Annotated in this window: 13 protein-coding genes; 4 read left to right on the forward strand and 9 right to left on the reverse strand. The window is 63.2% G+C overall.

Features of this window, described 5'->3' with window-relative positions:
- Positions 1-36: 36 nt before the first annotated feature.
- From VFA60_13490 to VFA60_13510, 5 genes are all read right to left on the reverse strand, one after another.
- Positions 37-1440: a 2-oxo acid dehydrogenase subunit E2 gene (locus VFA60_13490; GenBank protein ID HZQ92803.1), complete on the reverse strand. Its 1404-nt coding sequence runs from the start codon at positions 1438-1440 to the stop codon at positions 37-39.
- Between the two features lie 95 nt (positions 1441-1535).
- Positions 1536-4235, reverse strand: coding sequence for a pyruvate dehydrogenase (acetyl-transferring), homodimeric type (gene aceE, locus VFA60_13495; GenBank protein HZQ92804.1), 2700 nt, complete (start codon positions 4233-4235; stop codon positions 1536-1538).
- Positions 4236-4349: 114 nt separating this feature from the next.
- Positions 4350-5198, reverse strand: coding sequence for a class I SAM-dependent methyltransferase (locus VFA60_13500; GenBank protein ID HZQ92805.1), 849 nt, complete (start codon positions 5196-5198; stop codon positions 4350-4352).
- Positions 5199-5501: 303 nt separating this feature from the next.
- Complete coding sequence (locus VFA60_13505) at positions 5502-5813, reverse strand: cupin domain-containing protein (GenBank protein ID HZQ92806.1); 312 nt, start codon at positions 5811-5813, stop codon at positions 5502-5504.
- Between the two features lie 81 nt (positions 5814-5894).
- Positions 5895-6704, reverse strand: coding sequence for a hypothetical protein (locus VFA60_13510; protein ID HZQ92807.1), 810 nt, complete (start codon positions 6702-6704; stop codon positions 5895-5897).
- Between the two features lie 63 nt (positions 6705-6767).
- Here VFA60_13510 and VFA60_13515 point away from each other — a divergent pair, with 63 nt between their 5' ends.
- Positions 6768-8120, forward strand: coding sequence for a GGDEF domain-containing protein (locus tag VFA60_13515; protein ID HZQ92808.1), 1353 nt, complete (start codon positions 6768-6770; stop codon positions 8118-8120).
- A 19-nt stretch (positions 8121-8139) separates the two neighbouring features.
- Here VFA60_13515 and VFA60_13520 read toward each other — a convergent pair whose 3' ends face one another.
- A complete protein-coding gene (locus tag VFA60_13520; protein HZQ92809.1) occupies positions 8140-10239 on the reverse strand; it encodes a hypothetical protein in 2100 nt (699 codons plus the stop codon).
- Positions 10240-10468: 229 nt separating this feature from the next.
- Here VFA60_13520 and VFA60_13525 point away from each other — a divergent pair, with 229 nt between their 5' ends.
- The 3 genes from VFA60_13525 to VFA60_13535 all read left to right on the forward strand — a co-directional run bounded on the left by VFA60_13525 (position 10469) and on the right by VFA60_13535 (position 14572).
- Positions 10469-12097: a hypothetical protein gene (locus tag VFA60_13525; protein ID HZQ92810.1), complete on the forward strand. Its 1629-nt coding sequence runs from the start codon at positions 10469-10471 to the stop codon at positions 12095-12097.
- 76 nt (positions 12098-12173) lie between these two features.
- Positions 12174-13430: a cyclopropane-fatty-acyl-phospholipid synthase family protein gene (locus VFA60_13530; GenBank protein ID HZQ92811.1), complete on the forward strand. Its 1257-nt coding sequence runs from the start codon at positions 12174-12176 to the stop codon at positions 13428-13430.
- Positions 13412-14572, forward strand: coding sequence for an NAD(P)/FAD-dependent oxidoreductase (locus VFA60_13535; protein HZQ92812.1), 1161 nt, complete (start codon positions 13412-13414; stop codon positions 14570-14572). Before VFA60_13530 ends, VFA60_13535 begins: the two co-directional genes overlap by 19 nt.
- 49 nt (positions 14573-14621) lie before the next feature.
- Here the strand turns inward: VFA60_13535 and VFA60_13540 are convergent, their stop codons facing one another.
- The 3 genes from VFA60_13540 to VFA60_13550 all read right to left on the reverse strand — a co-directional run bounded on the left by VFA60_13540 (position 14622) and on the right by VFA60_13550 (position 19160).
- On the reverse strand, positions 14622-14870 hold the full coding sequence (locus VFA60_13540; GenBank protein HZQ92813.1) for a hypothetical protein: 249 nt from the start codon (positions 14868-14870) through the stop codon (positions 14622-14624).
- Positions 14871-14942: 72 nt separating this feature from the next.
- On the reverse strand, positions 14943-17138 hold the full coding sequence (locus VFA60_13545; GenBank protein ID HZQ92814.1) for a S9 family peptidase: 2196 nt from the start codon (positions 17136-17138) through the stop codon (positions 14943-14945).
- A gap of 39 nt (positions 17139-17177) precedes the next feature.
- On the reverse strand, positions 17178-19160 hold the full coding sequence (locus tag VFA60_13550) for a sialidase family protein (protein HZQ92815.1): 1983 nt from the start codon (positions 19158-19160) through the stop codon (positions 17178-17180).
- Between the last annotated feature and the right edge of the window lie 2 nt (positions 19161-19162).

The following is a 19162-nucleotide window of genomic DNA, read 5'->3' on the forward strand; positions in this document are numbered from 1 at the left end:
AACTCGCGGAGCCGTAGAGATGTTGCTTGCAACGTCTCACCCTTCCAGCGACAGCAGGAACGGCTGCTCGAAAGCGTCGGCCAGCCAGCGCAGGAAGCGCGCCGCGTCGGCGCCGTCAATCAGCCGGTGATCGTACGAAAGCGAGAGCGGCAGCATCAGCCGCGGCTCGAACCTGTCGCCGCGCCACACCGGCTCGCGCTGCGCCCGCGCCATGCCCAGGATCGCCACCTCGGGATGATGGATGATCGGCGAGAAGAAGCTGCCGCCGATCCCGCCGAGGTTGGTGATGCTGAACACGCCGCCTTCCATCTCTTCCAGCCCGAGCTTGTGCGTGCGCGCCTTCTCCGCCGCCTGCGCCAGCTCCGCCGCCAGTTGGATGATGTTCTTCTTGTCCACGTCGCGGACCACCGGCACCAGCAGCCCGCGGTCCGTGTCGACCGCCACGCCGATGTGGACGTATTTCTTGTAAACGATTTCTTCCGTCGCCAGGTCGAGTGACGCGCCGAACTGCGGAAACTTCTTCAGCGCCGCCGCCACCAGCTTCAGCGCGATCGCGGTCATGGTGAGCTTGCCGCCTGCCTGCTCGGCGCGCTTGGCAAAGCGCTCGCGCAGCGCTTCCAGGTCGGTGATGTCGGCCTTCTCGTTCTGCGTGACCCGCGGAATCGTCCACGCAATCTGCAGGTGCCTGGCTGTCGCCCGCCGGATGCTCGACATCGGCTTGCGCTCGACCGCGCCCCAGCGGCTGAAGTCGGGCAGCTGCGCGGCCGGCAGCGCAACCCCGGCGGCAGGTGCGGGCGCACCCGCGGCGGCCTTCGACCGCTCGCGCGCGTGCCGCTTCACATCGGTTTCCGTCACCCGGCCGCCGGCGCCCGTGCCCTGCACCTGCGTGATGTCCACGCCAATCTCGCGCGCCAGTTGGCGCACCGATGGCGACGCCGGCACGTCCGCCGGCGAAATTCCTCCCACCGGCGCGCGCGACGGCGTGGGTGTGTAGCGCGCAATCGGCGGCAAATCTTCCGGTGCGGGCTTCGGCTCGGGGCGAATCGGCGTCACCTGCGCCGCCGGACGCTCCTCGGCCTCCTGCGCCGGCTCTGCCGGCTTGCCCGTCACGTTCGATTCAGGCGCGCGTGCCGCTTCCGGCCTCGGCGACTCAACTGCAACCGGCGCTGCCTTCGCCTCGGTCTTCGGAGCGCCGCCGTTCGCCCCATCGCGCAGCGAGAGAATCGCCTGCCCGACCTTGACCTTCTCTCCTTCTTTCACGTGGATCGCTTCCACCGTGCCGCCCAACGGCGCCGGCACCTCGATCGTGGCCTTGTCGGTTTCCAGCTCCAGCACCGCCTGGTCCTTCTCGATGCGGTCGCCAACCTTCACCAGCACCTTCACCAGGTCGCCGGCGGTTACGTTCTCACCCAGTTCGGGGAGTTTCACTTCCGTGCTCATGCCTCTTCGCTCACCTGTCTCACGAAGCCCCGGGCGCCGGCCACCGGGCGCCGCGTTGCCGATTGGCCAGCTGGCAGCCGGCAGCTGGCAGCCATCTACGAAATCCGCGGATCGGGCTTCTCGGGATTGATCTTGAAATCGCGGATCGCCTGCTGCACCACTTCCGGCTTCATTTTGCCCTCCTGCGCCAGCGCATGCAGCGTCGCTACCGTGACAAAGCGCGCATCCACCTCGAAGAACTCGCGCAGCCCCGCGCGCGACTCGCTGCGTCCAAACCCGTCGGTCCCCAGCGACACCAGCGGACGCGGCAGCCACTTGGAGATCGAGTTCGGCAGCGTTTTCACGTAATCGGAAGCCGCGATGATCGGGCCTTCCGTGTTCGCCAATTGCTCGGTGACGTACGGCTTCCGCGCCTTCTCGCCCGGATGCAGCATGTTCCAGCGCTCGGTCGAAATGCCGTTGTTGTAAAGCTCCTTGTAGCTGGTCACGCTCCACACATCGGCGGCCACGCCGTACTTCTCGCCCAGAATTCGCTGCGCCTCCAGCACCTCGTGCAGGATCGCTCCCGAGCCCAGCAGTTGCGCCCGCGCCTTGCCCGCCGGACTCGGCGCCGCCGCCAGCTTGTACATGCCCCGCAGGATGCCCTCGCGCGCGCCCTCCGGCATCGCCGGATGCTCGTAAGGCTCGTTCATCACCGTGATGTAGTAGAAGACGCTCTCTTCGTTCGTGTACATCCGGCGAATGCCGTCCTGGATGATGACCGCCAGCTCGTACGCGAACGCCGGATCGTACGCCAACAGGTTCGGCACCGGATACGCCAGCAGTTGGCTGTTGCCGTCCTGGTGCTGCAAGCCTTCGCCGGCCAGCGTCGTCCGTCCGGCGGTGCCGCCCAGCAGGAATCCACGGCAGCGCATGTCGGCTGCCGCCCACACCAGGTCGCCCACGCGCTGCAGCCCGAACATGGAGTAATAAATGAAAAACGGGATCGTGTTGATCCCGTGCGTGGCATACGCCGTTCCCGCGGCGATGAAGGAAGAGATGGAACCCGCCTCCGTGATCCCCTCTTCCAGGATCTGCCCGTTCTTCGCCTCCTTGTAATAAAGGAGGGTGTCCATGTCCACCGGCTCGTAGTTTTGCCCGACGTGCGAGTAGATGCCCACCTGGCGGAACAGCGCCTCCATGCCGAAGGTGCGCGCCTCATCGGGAATGATCGGCACCACCAGGTGCCCGAGCTTTTCATCGCGCAGCAGCTTCGAGAGCAGCCGCACGAAGGCCATCGTGGTCGAGAACTTGCGCCCTTCCGAGCCTTTGTAGAACTCCTCGAACATCGCGTCCGGCGGCGCTTCCAGCGGCTTGCTCCGCACTACGCGCTTGGGGACGTATCCGCCCAGCGCCTGCCGCCGCTCGCGCAGATACTTGATCTCGGGCGTGTCGTCGCCCGGGCGATAGAACGGCGCCTGCGCGATCTGTTCGTCGGAAATCGGAATGCCGAATCGCGAGCGGAACGCGCGCAGCTCGTCTTCGTTCAGCTTCTTCTGCTGGTGGGTGATGTTCTTCCCTTCGCCCGCTTCGCCCAGCCCGTAGCCCTTGATGGTGCGCGCCAGCACCACGGTCGGCGATCCCTTGTGCTCCGACGCCGCTTTGTACGCGGCATACACCTTGTGCGGATCGTGCCCGCCCAGCCGCAGCTTCTTCAGCTCGTCATCGGAGAAGTGCTTCACCATGTCGAGCAGCCGCGGATCGCTGCCGAAGAAGTGCTTGCGCATGTACGCGCCCGACTCCACCGCGTACTTCTGCCATTCGCCGTCCACCAGCTGCTGCATGCGCCGGACCAGCAGGCCCTCTTTGTCGCGCTCCAGCAGCGGGTCCCAATCGCTGCCCCAGATCACCTTGATCACGTTCCAGCCCGCCCCGCGGAACGCCGCTTCCAGCTCCTGGATGATCTGCCCGTTGCCGCGCACCGGTCCGTCGAGCCGCTGCAGGTTGCAGTTCACCACGAAGATCAGGTTGTCGAGCTGCTCGCGCGACGCCAGCGTGATCGCGCCCAGCGACTCCGGCTCGTCCATCTCGCCGTCGCCCAAAAACGCCCACACTTTGCTCTGCGACGGCCGCTTCAGCCCGCGGTCTTCCAGGTAGCGGTTGAACCGCGCCTGGTAGATCGCCATCAACGGACCCAGCCCCATCGAGACCGTGGGGAACTCCCAGAAGTTCGGCATCAGCCACGGGTGCGGATACGACGACAGTCCCCCGCCCGGCGCCATCTCGCGCCGGAAGTTCTCCATCTGCTGCTGCGTCAGGCGGCCCAGCAAGAACGCGCGCGCGTAGATGCCCGGAGAGGCGTGTCCCTGGAAGTAGATGATGTCGCCTTCCACGCCCTCGCCCTTGCCGTGGAAGAAGTGGTTGAACCCGACTTCGTAAAGGTTCGCCGCCGACGCAAACGTCGAAATGTGTCCCCCGATTCCCTCTTCGTGCTTGTTGGCGCGCACCACCATCGCCAGCGCGTTCCAGCGCACGATGCTCTTGATGCGCCGCTCCAGCTCATGACTTCCCGGAAATGGCGGCTCCTGCTCGGCAGGGATCGTGTTGACGTAAGGCGTGCTCGCGCTGAAGGGCAGCTTTACGCCGGATACCAGCAGGTGCTGCTGCAGTTGCTGGATCAGGCCCACCGCGCGCTGCGGCCCGCGGTGGCGCAGGACGTACTCCAGCGAATCCAGCCATTCCCGCGTCTCCAGCGCCTCCTGCTCGGCCTGGGCGCGCTGCTGCTTCGCCTCTTGCTCTGCCGCCTTTTCTTCCACTGCCGCCTTGTCCAGCGCCTGCCGCTGTGTTGCCACGAGGCCACCCTTCCCTGGGATCACCGCTGTGGATGTAAACAAGTCATGTTATCAGATGGTTCAAGCGCCGCATTGCCTTCATTCGGCGCGGTTGCCAGGCCCCGCGCGCATTTCCCTCGCGTCCTTCGTGCCACCTTCGTCTCCTTTGTGGTCCGCTTTTGCCTTTCCGGTACGCGATTGCCCGATTTCCCGATCACTCGACTTGCGGCGGAAGATCGCGAACTGCTGCGTCTCTCCCACTTTCTCCATCACCCGGGCCAAGACGTCTTCGTGCACCGGATTGTGGTACACGACGATCGCCTCGCGCGCCGCAAGCCGCTCGGCAAAGTCCTGCAGCGCCGCCCGCGGCAGCGGATTGAACAGGTACACCAGCAGCCGGCCCGGCGGCAGTTCCACCTGGCGCGCGTCGCCGCAAATCGATTCAACCTGGAAGCACCTCTGGCTCTCGCTCTTGTATTGCTGGATGTTCTCCACGGCCGCGCGATGCAGCTCCGGCAATAGCTCGATGCCGGCCACGCGCGCGAACGGATAATCGGCCGCCATCAGCAGCGCGCGCCCCTTCCCCGAGCCGATGTCCAGAAACGTGTACTCGGAGTAGTCGATGCCGAGAGTGCTGAACACCTCGTGGAAGACGCCGGGGCTTGTCGGCTGATACAAAGCGCCCGCCATCGCGCCGGCCAGGTCGGACCGCCAGCCCACGTTCGCCGCCGTCGTGTCTACCCGGTGGTCCCAGTCGAAATCAATGTCGCCGTAGCGCGCCTTCCTGCGCGCCGGAGTCGAATTTCGCAGCAGGTATCCCAAGTCGTGGCCCAGGTCGCGGATCGCCCGCCACCAACCCTCGCGCCGGGCCCCCTCCCGCAGCCGCGCGCCGGCGATCGCCAACAGCGAAGGCCCGCCCCGCTCCGTCAGTTCTCCCCGATCTCTCAATTCCACGGTTCCTTCATGCCCTTCGTGCGGCCTTCATGCCCTTTGGGTTCGCTCTTGGTCTCGTTTTCCGCGCTTCCTCGATTCGATCGTGCTGACGCACCTTGTCGCTTGCCCTTCCACAGCTGCGCGTGACAGGATGAATCAGCGGTCGCATCTTTGGCTATTTCCATGACGACCGCTATAGCTGAAAGCTTAAGTTCTTTGAAAACCTGTATTTACCTCTAAGTCCAATGAAACGCCTGTATTGGCGTGATTTTCCGCGTAAGCTGCTGGTCCGCAAAGACCCCGGGGGAGGGGGGATACCTACGCGATCTTCACACCGTCCAGGCTGACCACCGGCTCCACGCTCACCGCCTCGGCCGTGTGGGAAGCGCCGCGCGGCACGGCAATCGCGTCGCCCGGGCCCAGCACCGCTTCGTCGCGCCCCATGGTGATGTGCAGCCGCCCGCTCACCACGGCGTCCATCTTGTCCAGGTCGTGCGTGTGCGGCCCGAAGTATGTGCCCTGCGGATACACGTACCGCGACACCCGGTACCCGAGCTGCTCCAGCTTCCGCCGCATCGCTGCTTCACTCAGCGGCCCCTCCCGGTCAGCGTCCCAATGGATGACGTTCATTGCGACAGTTTACCGCCGGCGAAATGAATGGGGTGGCTTTGGTCCCCGTTTCATCCGCGTGGATCCGCGGTAAGCTTTTTCTCACTTTTTGGACCGCGGAAACGGGAACCGCTGGAAGCGGTACCCCACGATCGTCTTCACCAGCAGGCGTTCCGTGCTGGCCGTTGTGCCCACGCCCACTCCGACGTTAAATTCCCAGTTCGGCCCGAAATCCACGTCGAAAGTGGGCACGATCTGCTGCTCCTGCTCGTGCAGCGGGTCCAGGTTTCCGATGGGCCCCAGCGCTCCGTAGTACTCCAGGCCGAAGGCGATGCGCCTGGTCACGTCGTAGCTGACTTTGGCATTGGGCGAGAACTCCCAGCCAAGCTTCTGGCTGGGGCCGCGAAAGGATTTCTCCACCGTGGGATTGAACGCCCAATACCACTTGCCCGCTTTCTTGTCGACGATTGGCCGAAGCTCCCACGTCCACGTGTCGGCGGAAAAGTTCGGACGCACGTAGCCGAACTCGGTCGAGAGGCTCACGCCCACCGGCCAGCGCCACTTCTCCGGCGCCCGCACTCGTGGACGGATGTGCGTGCCCACGAACTGCCATCCGTCGCGCACGCTTGCCGAGCTGAACAGGTAGTAGCCGGTCTCGAACCACGAGTTCCAGCCGTGCGTGATCTCCAGCGTCTCGTGGAACGCATGGTTGGTCGGCAGCTCGCCGTCGGACGAAACCGTCTTGCGGCCGTCAATCGTGAAGTTGCTGTGCAGCTCCACCATGGTCCGCTTCGCATCCACCGTGTCGCCGGGATAGACCTGGATTTCGTAGTTTTCCTGCGCGCGGGCGCAGGTTGCGGAGGCGGGCGCCACGAAGAGAAGGACAAGGACCCTGATTGTTCGTCGGCGCATCGGCTGACTTGGTTCGCTAATAGCCAAGGGCCAGGCCAAAAGCGCTTCCCCGCATTGTCCAACGTGTGGCAAGAACCGGCAAGCGGTTTTCGAATTCGGCGCTTCGGCGATTCGGCAAACCAGACGAACCACGAACGCTATCCTCCGCCCGCGGTCCGCGCGGCCATAATCGAACCGACCGACCTGCCGAAGGAGACCGGTTCGCTGCCGCCGTCGTTTAAGTCGCTGAGTGCCCTCCTTGCGCCGGGCGCGCTGCTTGTCGCCGCGCTGGTTGGGCTGCATGTGACGGCGGCGCGGCCGGCCGTTCGCGAGTTCCTCGATTTCTATCCTTACATTGTCCTCGTGCTCGGCGCGCTGCTCGCCCTGCGCTTTCATTCCAGCCGCAGCCTGTTCGCATTGGCTGCGCTCGCTTTGGCCGCGCGATATTCGCTGCCCGCAGCTCCCGCGGTCACGCGCGGCTTCGTCGCCGTGCTGTTGCCGATGAACCTGGCCGCGATCACCTGCGTTCGCGAGCGCGGCGTGCTGACACCTGCTGCCGCGGTGCGCATCGGCACGCTCGCCTGCCAGGCCGTGCTGGTCAGCGTGCTCTCCCGCCCCGAGATCGCGTGGACGCACTGGATCGCGCATCCGCTGCTGCCCTGGGCTGCGGCGACGCTCGCCGGGTTCATGGTCTTGCTGCGGTTCGTCGCGGTTGCCGATCCGCTGACCGCCGCCTTTCTCTGGTGCGTGCCGTCGTACCTCGTCGCGCAGGCGGCGAACAGCACGCCGATGCGCAACGCGGTCTTCGCCACCGCCGGCGCGGTCGTGCTGCTCGGCCTGGTCGAGCGCGGATACCGCCTCGCCTACCACGACGCGCTCACCGGCCTCCCCGGTCGCCGCGCCTTCGACGAAATGGCCGCCGAGCTGCCCGAGATCTACTCGGTTGCGCTAGTGGACGTGGACCACTTCAAAAAGTTCAACGATCTTTACGGACACGAAACCGGCGACCAGGTGTTGCGCATGGTCGCCTCGCGGCTGGCGCGCGTCGGCGATGGCGGACGCGCGTTCCGCTGGGGAGGCGAAGAGTTCGTGCTCGTCTTCCCCGGACGCACCGTCGATCAAGCCCTCGACGAAGCCGACGAAATCCGCCAAGCCATTGCCGACAGCAGCTTCGTTGTGCGCAGTCCCGATCGCCGCAAGAAAGGCCCGAACGACCGAGGTCCCGTTCGCATGACGGAGAAGGAAGCAGCGGTCACAGTAAGCATGGGACTGGCTGATCCGGCCCGCGGACGGCTCACGGTCGACCAGGTCGTGCACGTGGCTGATCAGGCGTTGTACTTCGCGAAAGAGTCGGGCCGCAATCGCATCGAGACAATGCGATCGCTCGTGCGGCACCGCAAAGCGGCGGGCGTGGGGAAGCTGCGCTCAGCGCAGTGAGGCCCAACTCAACGGCAGATCACTTCGGCTGCGCCGGCGCGGCTGCCTTCTTCTTGGGCTTCGGTGCGGGTTGTCCTGCCGCCTTCGGCGCCCCGCGTGGCGCCACGCTCGGGTCGTACATGCTGCCGTAGAGCAGGTACTGCCGCGCCGCGTCCCGCGGATAGCTGATGGTCACGGCCGCGACTTTCGGGCCCGCCATCGTTGCCGTCAACTCGGGATTGATTCCCACCCAGTAAGTCGGCAGATTCAGCTTGCGGTAGCGCTCCACCACTTCGTCGCGCACCTTGGGGTCGAAATGGACACCGTACGTGTCCACCAGCGCCTTGATACCGTTGTAGTCGCCCTCCGCTTTGGTGCGCATCACTTCGGCGAGAAGCATGCCGACTCCCTCGCGCATCTTCTGATAATCGGTCACCTCCACGTAATGCTTGCCGTCGCGTACGAACTCGCGGATGGCGCCAGTCTTGTCCATGATGTAGCGAGCGATCATCTGCCGATCGCGCTGGTGGTCTTCTTCAATCGTGTCGCCGCGCGGAATGCGGCGGAGCTGCGTCAGCATGGTGAGCGCCTGGCTGTCGTACATCGCCTTAGCCACGTTTTCCTGGTCGCTGATGAGGCCAAGCTCCTTCAACTTCGGGTCCCATACGTTCCACAGCGCCATCAGGTCGGCGCGGCCTTCTTCCATGGTGGAGTAGTACTCCTTCAGATAGGCCTCCGATCCCCTGGACATGCGCTCACTCAGTTTGCCGGAGCCGTGCCCGATCACTTCGTGCATGGCGGTGAGCAGGTCGCTGGCCTCGGCGCCGTACTTCTTGCCGCGTTCCACCACCTCGGGCGAGGCAGCGAACTGCTCCAGCGACGCGTGACCTGACGCGTTCGACAACGCGCGCGCGCTGCCGGTGAACAGAAAATTCTTGGTGCCGTATTTTTCGCGAATTTCGTTTTCGTTGGGCAGATTGTCGCCCACCGTGGTCACGTGGAAATCGCCCGCCTCGATGATTGTCTCGACCGCCTTCACCACCGGCGGCTTGAACGAGTGCTTCTTGTACTGCGGCGCCCACGGCGCCTTTTCCTCGAAGTACTCGGCGTTCTGCGCGAGCTTGATCATGGCATCGGTGACTTTCTTGTCGGTGATGCTCACGAAGCTCTGCGAGCTTCCCTTGGCAGCGCGGGCGTCGCGGTATACCTCGATGAAGCCGTTGGCGAAGTCAACAGTCGCATCGTTCTGAACCCAATCCGCGCCAAACTTCAACCAATCGCTGAACTCACCGGTCTGGTAGAAGCGGATCAGGTCAGCGATCACGCGCCCTTGGTCGGGAGAAGCCGCGGCACGAGCCTTCTCCAAAAACCCGATCGCCTTCTTCAGGTAGACCGCGTACAGGCCCGCGGGAATCTTTCCGTCCGGCGTTCCGGCGCGATACACGATCTCTTTCAGCTTGCCATCGGGTCCCTTCACCACTCGCGAGGTGAGCGGATAAGTCTCCTTGAAGCCCTGCAGGTCGGCGAGCGTCACGCCGAGGTAGAACGTGTTGGAGCTGGCCTGGACGATGTCTCTCCCGTCTTTCGGCGTCTTCGCGGTCGTCATCGGCTCAAAGTTCGGGTCGAAAATGGATGGCCGCAGCTCCTCCAGCTCTTTGTTCAGGGCAGCGGGCGTGGCAATCGCCAGCAGATCGCCGTACTTCATCTTGAACGCGCCATTGCGCTGGGCAGCCGTCGCCGCCTTCTGGAGCTCTGCGAATGTGAAAGACGGCAGGAACTTCTGCGCGGTGTTCTCGTTGTGATTGCCGCGGTTGCCCCAGAACAGCTTGGCGTACTCGGTAATCTCGCTCATCACGGCAGGATCAATGCCGGATGAGTGCGACACAATCCCCTCCAGCAGCCGCTTCTGGCGGATGCCGTACCGCGAGAGCTGGTCGTAGATGATCGGATCAATCGCGATCGCTGCCTGTGACAGCCAGTACGCCAGCTCCTGCTGCTTGGGATCGAGCGCCCTGAAGCTCTCGGCTTGCAGCTGGATGAAGCCGGTGTTGCCGATGCGCTCCACCAGAACGTTGTTGCCGGTGTGCTGAGCACAGGCTGTGACAGCGAGCAGGATCAGGGCGGCGAGAGTTCGCTTCACGAAGTATTCTCCGAGGCCGGGCGCTCTCTGAGCGCTGCAGCGATATGCGGGCAGCCAACGATATTAACGGAGCAGGCCGGACCTGGCCAACCGGCCCAGTCACCCACCGAACACCCAGCCACATTGACCGGCCGCGCGGCGCGATGCTAACTTCGCTTCCCGCCTACCGGAGGTCCCCCGGATGCACTATCGAATCTGTCGTGGTTCCCTGCTCAGAATGAGTTTTGCGTTGCTGGCTGTCGCTCTGGCGAGTGTTGCCGGGCTCGCACACGCGCAGCATGCCCGCCCTGCCGCTGCCCCGGCGGCGCGCCTGATGCCGGGCGTCGGCGAAGTGAACCATCCTGTGCGCACCAGCAATCCGGAGGCGCAGCGCTTCTTCAACCAGGGGCTGGCGCTCGATTACGGCTTCAACCACGACGAGGCGGAAAAAGCCTTCTGGCGGGCGGCTGAACTCGATCCCACGATGGCCATGGCATGGTGGGGCGTCGCGCTGGTGGTCGGGCCAAACTACAACCTGCCGATTGATCAGGAACGCGAGAAGAAAGCGTTCGAAGCCATTCAAAAAGCGCGCCGGCTCGCAGCCAACGGACCGGAGCCCGAGCGCGATTACATTGAAGCTTTGGCGAAGCGGTATACCGACAATCCGAACGCCGACTTCCACCAGCTCGACGTGGACTACAACAACGCCATGCGCGAGCTATCGAAAAAGTATCCCGACGACCTCGATGCGGCCACGCTCTTCGCCGAGAGCGGCATGACCCTGCGTCCGTGGAAGCTGTGGAACGCGGACCACACACCCGCGCCCGGCACCGGCGAGATTGTCGAAACCCTGGAATCGGTCCTGCGCCGCAATCCGCAGCACATCGGCGCCAATCACTTCTACATTCACGCGGTCGAGGCGTCGGCCCATCCCGAGGCCGCGATGCCGTCAGCGCTGCGGCTGGCGGCGCTCGCGCCGAGCTCCGGACACCTGGTCCACATGCCGGGACACATCTTCATCCGCACCGGCGACCACGAGTCCTCGCTGGCCACCAACATCAACGCCGCGCGCGCCGACGAGAACTACATCAAGACGACGCAGGCCCACGGTGTTTATCCGATGATGTACTACACCCATAACCTGCACTTCATCGTGATGGAAAACGCCATGATGGGCCGCTACGCCGAGTCGCTGGCGGCCGCGCGCAAAGTGCAGGCCCATGTGGGTCCGCACATCAAAGACATGGACCTGCTCGACTTCTTCAACACCATGCCGTCGCTCGTCATGGTGCGCTTCCGCAAGTGGGACGACATTCTGAAGTCGCCCGCGCCTGCCGCCGGCAGCGGCCCTTACACCGCCGGCACATGGCATTACGCGCGGGGGCTCGCCTTCGCGGCTCAGGGTAAAGAAAAAGAGACCATCACCGAGCTCGACGCGTTGCAGAAACTCGCGCCTGAGATGGCCAAGATTCCTACCAACACCGTCGGCCCGGGCAATGCGCAGAAAATTCCGGTGATCGCCGCGCATGTGATCCAGGCACGCCTGGCGTCGTCGCTGGGCAAAACGGACGAAGCCGTTGCCCACCTGCGGGAGGCAGTCTCGATCCAGGACACACTCGACTACAACGAACCGCCTGACTGGTTCTATCCGGTTCGTGAAACGCTCGGCGGCACTCTCCTGCGCGCGGGACGCGCGGCCGAAGCCGAGCAGGTATTTCGCGCCGATCTGGCCATGAATCCGCGCAATGCCCGCTCTTTGTTCGGTCTGATGGAAAGCCTGAAGGCGCAAAAGCGCGCGCACGACGCAGCATTCGTCGAGCAGGAATTCAAGTCGGCGTGGAAGGGCGCGGACACGCAGCTACGCATCGAAGACTTGTAGTTCGGCGCGCGGTCGCGAGCACGGGAAGAGTAAAATAAGCTGAAGTGCGCAGCCGGCGCACGGCATCTGCAAGCTTATGCCTGCTCGTCTCTTTTCGGCCCTCAGCCGTTGGGGCCTGGAACAACTTCACCGCAGACTAGGCAGCGTACCGCTTCGCGTCTCGCTCAACGGCGTCGAGAAACAATTTTCCGACGCCCCACCGGTTGCAAAACTGGAAATCTCAGGATTAGGGAAGCTGCTGGCCCTCGCGCGAGCTCCGGAGCTCACTTTCGGCGATGGCTACAGTGACGGCAGCATCCGCCTCGAAGGCGACCTGCTAGCCGCCCTCGAAGCCGTATATCACTCGTTGCAGCGGCGTCGGCGCGGATGGCGCACCACCCTGGAAGACGCGCTTCTGCGCATGACGCAGCGCAACACCGAAGACGGGTCGCGCCGCAACATTCATCACCACTACGACCTCCGCACCGACTTCTATCAGCTCTGGCTCGACCGCGAGCTGCTCTACACGTGCGCCTACTTCCCCACTCCGGAGACCGGCCTGGAAGACGCGCAGACAGCGAAGATGGACCACGTGGCGCGCAAGCTGAAGCTTCGTCCCGGCGAAAAAGTGGTCGAAGCAGGCAGCGGATGGGGCTCCCTGGCACTGCACATGGCGCGCAACTATGGCGTGAAAGTGCGCGCCTACAACGTTTCGCACGAGCAGATTGCCTATGCGCAGCGCCGCGCCCGCCTGCTCGGCTTGAGCGAACGCGTGGAGTTCGTGGAAGACGACTACCGCAACATCGAAGCAGGCTACGACGTATTCGTCTCGGTCGGCATGCTCGAGCACGTGGGCCTCGCCAACTACGATGAATTCGGCCGCGTCATCCGCCGCGCTGTCGGCGAAGTGGGACGCGGGCTGCTGCACTTCATCGGACGCAACCGCCCCGCGCCCCTCAGTGTCTGGATCCGCAAGCGTATCTTTCCGGGAGCGTATCCGCCGACCTTGAAAGAGATGATGGACATCCTCGAGCCCGCGAACTACGCCGTGCTCGACGTGGAAAACCTGCGCCTTCACTACGCCAAGACCCTCGAGCACTGGCTGGAGCGCTTTGAGCGCAATCGCGAGCGCGTGGAAAGCATGTTCGACGAGAAGTTCGCGCGCGCGTGGCGCCTGTATCTGACGGGATCGCTGGCTGCATTCCGCGTGGGCACACTCCAGCTCTTCCAGGTCGTTTTTGCCGGGCCCGAGTGCAACGCCATCCCGTGGACGCGGGCCCACGTTTACGACGCGGCGTCGGTTGCCACCCAACCTCAGGAGGCCCTAATCGAACAATGGACCGCTGCGACGTAGCCATCATCGGAGGCGGACCAGCAGGGTCCTCGTGTGCGTGGGAGTTGGTGCGGCGCGGTCTGCGCGTGGTCGTCCTGGACCGGCAGAAATTTCCGCGCGACAAAGTCTGTGCCGGCTGGATCACGCCGCTCGTGATCGACGAGCTGCGGATTGATCCGCGCGATTACGCCCGTGGCCGCGTCTTCCAGCCGATTACGGCCTTCCGCACCGGCGTGATCGGCGGCGGCGAAATCTCCAGCAACTATGGCCGCGTGGTCAGCTACGGCATCCGGCGGTGCGAGTTCGATCACTATCTGGTCATGCGGTCCGGTGCCGGCGTGATCGCCGGCGGCCTGCAATCACTTGAGCGCGAAAACGGCCAGTGGATCATCAACAAGAGCCTGCGGGCGTCCGCGCTCGTCGGCGCCGGCGGGCACTTCTGCCCCGTGGCGCGCCACCTCGGCGCCCGTCAGGATGGCGAACCGGTCGTCGCTGCAAAAGAAATTGAATTTGCCATGTCGCCCGTGCAAGCGCAGCAGTGCTCGGTTCGGCCCGAAGCGCCCGAGCTGTTCTTCTGCCGCGACATGAAGGGCTACGGCTGGTGCTTCCGCAAAGGCGACTTCCTCAACCTCGGTCTCGGCCGCGTGGCGCAGCACGGGCTGAACACGCACATCGGGGAGTTCGTCGAATGGCTGAAGGCCTGCGGCAAGGCGCCGCTCGATCTGCCGTCTGCCTGGCGCGGCCACGCCTATCTGCTCTACGAGGCCACCGGGCGGCGCGTGCTCGACGACGGCGTGCTGCTCATCGGCGACTCGGCCGGACTCGCGTACGCACAGAGCGGCGAGGGCATCCGGCCGGCGATCGAGTCAGGGTTGATCGCCGCGCAGGTGATCGCCGAAGCCGCCGGCGATTATTCCCGCGCCAAGCTGGCGCCCTACGAGCAGCGCCTGCGCGAACGCTTCGGCAGCGAGCCGCAGACGAGCGCCCTCGGCCGGCTCATGCCCGGTTCCATCGTCGCCGCCGCCGGACGCCTGCTGCTCCGAACCACCTGGTTCTCGCGGTCGGTCGTCCTTGACCAATGGTTCCTGCGCCTGGGCAGCGACGCTCCCATCGGCGGTTCAGAAGCGACAGTCGGCGAAGTGCTCACCACCGCCAGCGCCTGAAGCGGTTCGACTCATTTTCCGGCTCGCAGAATCCGTCCCAGCTCCTGGATCACGCTCGGATCGGCCCCGGCCCGGGGATCGGCATCACCTCATCGTCGGATTCGAGCGGCGCCGCCATCGAGAAACGCAATCCGCTCTTCACAACGCCCGCCGGGAGGAGCGAGGAAGCCTTGTCGAGCAGCCAGGTGAGTGTGCCGGCAACAGGGTGAATGAACAGTGCGGGCAGGCGTTCCGGCTCACGCGCACCGGTGATCACATCGCGTACGACTTCCGCCTTCTCTTTTCCGGTCGCGATCAAGATCGTGGAAATGCAGCCGGGCCACGTGTCCGAATCGACAACAATCGTCCAAAGAGTGCTTATCTCCCGCCTTCAGGGCCGGCCCTCCTTGAGCTGGAGTTGCACGCCGGATGGGGAGCACGAGTGCGATTCACGCTGTGATTTCGCTTTCAGTGCCGCGGATTGCCAACGCTCATACTGCTGCTGCTTCGAGGGCGCCGCGTCTTTACGACCTAGCAACCAATAGTCGAACCAATCGAGGTTGCGCTCCATAGCTTCCGCTTCCTGGTTTGGGCGGGACAGGTTATGACCAGTTTTCGGATAGAGAATGAGTTCACTGGGCACACCGCATCGCCAAAGTGCGGTTTCGAATTCCAATCCTTGCACGGCAAGACTTTGATCGCCGAATTCAAGAAGCGTGGGTGTCGTCAGGCCAGCTACGTGGAACATGGGCGAGATCGCGATATAGCGCTGGAGCGAATCGAAGGGCGACCCGCCGTAGTAGTAGTCGTGAATGTTCATGTTCAGCCATCCGGGCATTTGGCCGTAGGCGGAGATGAGGTCCAGCCCTCCTTCCGCAAATGATGCTGCCCGGAACAGCTTCGGGTTTTGTACCAGGACCAGCGGACCCAGCCAAGCTCCATGGCTGTGTCCTGCGATTCCAATTCTTTCCTCGTCGACAAAACCTTTGCTGATCATGAACTCGACGCCGGTCACAACATCATCCGCCGGCTCTTTGGCCAAGTCGTCAGGTGTACTGAACGAGTCGGAGTACGAGCCTGTGCCGCGGTAGTTCGGAAACAGGACCACATATCCTCGTGAAGCCGCGAGGCGGTAAGGATAGGGCCATTCAACGAACATTTCGTAGGCTTCAGGCACTGCGAATCCCGGCCCTCCATGAACAAAGACGATCAGGGGATACTTCTTGGCGGGATCGAAACTGGGTGGCTTGGCGAGCCAGCCCTCCACGACGGTGCCGTCGCGCGATGTCCAATGCACACGTTCGAATCCCGGCAGGTTTGGTTGATCGGAGTCGTTTATTCGTGTCACTTGCTTCGCAGAACTGAAGGGCGCGTGGCTGATAAAGATCTCTGGGCGATGGCTGGTGGATTCGCGAACAAAGGCAACTGTCTTCCCGTCACGCGAAACACTGTGCAGACTCTCACTGCCGTCGTGAGTTCCCAACGGGGTCATCAATCCATCTCGAAGCGACACGGAGAACAACCGGCGGCTGGCGTGCACAGTGTTTTCCAGAAGCATTTGGCCGGGCTCGACCCACATGAACCGCGGCTGGTAGAGCACGAAGCGGTCTGCGCCGGGAACCGGCGTGTACTGCTTTTGGTCAAAGTGATAGATTCCGAGTTGCGACTTTGTTTGCCACCGCCTCGCCAGGTTTCTGTAGACAACGGCGAGCGCCTTTCCATCCGGAGACCAGATCGGATTCGAGTAGCTGCTGGTGTTGTCCGACATCTCGCCGCCGGTACCGCTAAGGATCACCTCTGATTTCCCGGTATCGAGCGAGTGAATCAGAATGTCCGTCCGCTGGTTGGCAAGGCCGGGCGTCGTTTGGACAACTGCCGCGATCTGATTCCCGTCCGGTGACCATGCGAACTGCGTGACATGGAGGTCGGTGATAACCGGCTCGGCCTTCTTGCCTGCCACATCGACGACCCAGAGTTCGTTTCGCTGATCGAGCTGAAGAAACGTAGTGTTGTTCAGGAGCTTGTAGACCACGAAGCTCCATTTATCAACGACAATACCGGCATCTTTGTCGGCTTGACGTCCCGATTCAAAGTCACCTTTCTTGGCGTTGCGCACGATATAGCCGATTCTCTTGCTGTCTGGTGACCACGAAAACGACAGCACGCCGCCCGCGGCATTGGTTAGTCGTTCGGGCGTGCCGCCCGGGCGGTCAACCGTCCAGATCTGGGGCGCGCCCTCGCGCGAGGAAAGGAATGCAATGCGGGATCCGTCCGGTGACCAGCGGGGAGCGTCGCCTTTCTCGCCGGGAAACCGCGGATCCTCTGACTTGTCGGAAGCAGTCAAGGGAACTGGCTGGCTGCCTGCCGCAACATTCGTTACCCAGATCGACTTTGCAAACCGGTTCTGCTGCCAGTCGGGCTCCCTTATTGTGTAGATGATCTGCTGGCCATCGGGCGAGAGCTCGACATTCTCAATGCTCTTCCAGCTGAGCACCTCTTTCGCGCTGGTCGCCGAGAGCCCTTGAGCGAATGCTGCGACGACAAGCAGCAGGGAGGCTGTGGCAAGACCGGCCGATTCTTTCCTCATCGTTATTTCCTCTCGGGTCAAAACGTGCCGATAGGTATCTTAGGGCCGATCGCCAGGTTCGGCAGAGGGCGTGCCTCGGTCGGTTGAACGGATTCCGGGCTTGTTGGCGGTCGGGCCAGTGATGCTGGCGGCCAGCACGCGAGTCGAAAAGTCGGCCAGACTGAAGACGGCAACGGGTCCCGAGGGCCGAAGGGAGTCGAGTTCGCTCATGTGAATGCGCACGCGCTTGGGTCTCGACGATTGATGCGGCTTCAGTTCGCCGTCCGTGAGCAGCGATGAAACGTCGAAGACGACACCCTCGGATTTTCCCCCTTCGTCGGCGTTGATGAACTCCGGCACTCCCAACTGCGCACTCAGGTCAAGTACGCGTACTTTTAGGGGCGCGTGCAGAGTGTCTTCGCTTCGATTCTCGAGGATGAAGTCGAACTCCACTGTCTTCGACGAGCGGCTGAAGCGTCGGTTCAAGAAATACATCTGCACTTTGCCGCTCGCGTCGCGCAGCTCCGCGAGTTGTGGCGATCCATTCTTGTGAACCTGCCCGTTGACGGTCACCGTTGCGGTCCAAAGCTGCGGGACGCCAGTCGAATTACCGACCCACAGTGGATGGAATGTGCCGTCAGCAGACGCCGCCAATCCTGCGGTATGACCGCCGCTGAAATGAAACGAATGGATCCCGACCAGAGTGTATTCGTTTGTGTCTTTCCATCTCCGGTCAATGACGTCAACCGACAATGGGTCGGTCTTGTCAGGAATGTACGGTGTTTCGGAAACGCGAACGCTCGGTGTAAACGTCTCTCCGCCGTCGAACGACGCGCGGAACCGCACCGTCCAAGAGAGGTTGTCTGGATGATCGCGACGGTCGTACCAACTGACGCCGACAACGCCCTGAGGGTTCACCGCGACTTGGCCGTGAATGTCATCCGGCCCTGGCTGACCGCTCGACCATGGCCTGTCGTCATTGATTACTCGAGGCTTTGACCACGTTTTGCCTTGATCGGAGGAATAGGACAACAGAATCTGTGATCGCCCCGAGCCGACGTCGGGCCAGACGAGATAGAGGCGGTCGCGAAACGGCCCGCTGCTGCTGTCCACGGCCATCGAAGCCATCATGCTGCGGTTCCAGCCGCGATCAAGGAACCAGTCGGCGACGGGAGACACCTGAACAGTCATCGGCCAGTTCGGCTTGTCGAAGGTGGCTCGGAAAACCTTGAGCTGCGTATTGGCCCAACGGCCGTCGTGGTCAAGAACACTGCGCGGCACACGGATGTGCAAATCGTCCGATGCGGGTGTATCAATCTTCCATTCTCCCATCGGCGCGATATATGTCCCGTCGGACAGAACCACGCCGGGCCCGAATCCAATGTTGTAGTTGGCTTCGGCACTGGGAACGAACTGTGACGTGAAGGTGTTGCCTTTGTCGGTGGAGTACTGGAAGTAGTATCCGGTCGAGTTCAGGCAGTGTTGGCCAGGCACACACACGCGACCAGCACCCTGAAGGTAGATCCAGCCATTACGCTTGCCGGCTGTTGTGTCGACGGTGATGAAATTGCGCTCGGCGTGCTTGGTCCGTACGGCCGGCTCCCATGTCTTGCCCCCGTCGATGGAACGGTCGAGCCGATCGAAAGACTTGTCCTGCGAATCAAGGTTCTCGGAAAACGTGTAGGCAATTCCTTCCGGCCCGTAAGTGCACGCCGGGTCCCAGCTCTCGTGATATCCGTCGCCACGGGTTCGCAGCGTCGGCGTCCAAGTGCGGCCGCCGTCGAGTGAGGCGTACGTGACAACTTCGCTCTTGACCCAGTCGCTCGGCCACAACATCGAACAGGCGAGCAGGCGTTCGGCATGAGCGGGATCGGCAGCGATCTGCACTTCAAAGTGCGGATCGCTGCCCAGCGCCTTACTGACCTGCACGTTGGGTCCGACGGTGAGCACAGGTTGTTGCGTCTGTGCCTCAAGCAAAGCTCCACACCAAAGCGCAACCAACAGAGACAGGCGTCCTACTAGAAACCAGTTCTCACGGTTCATGC

It is taken from the genome of Terriglobales bacterium, from assembly GCA_035651995.1.
Classification (GTDB): Bacteria; Acidobacteriota; Terriglobia; order Terriglobales; family Acidobacteriaceae; genus DASRER01.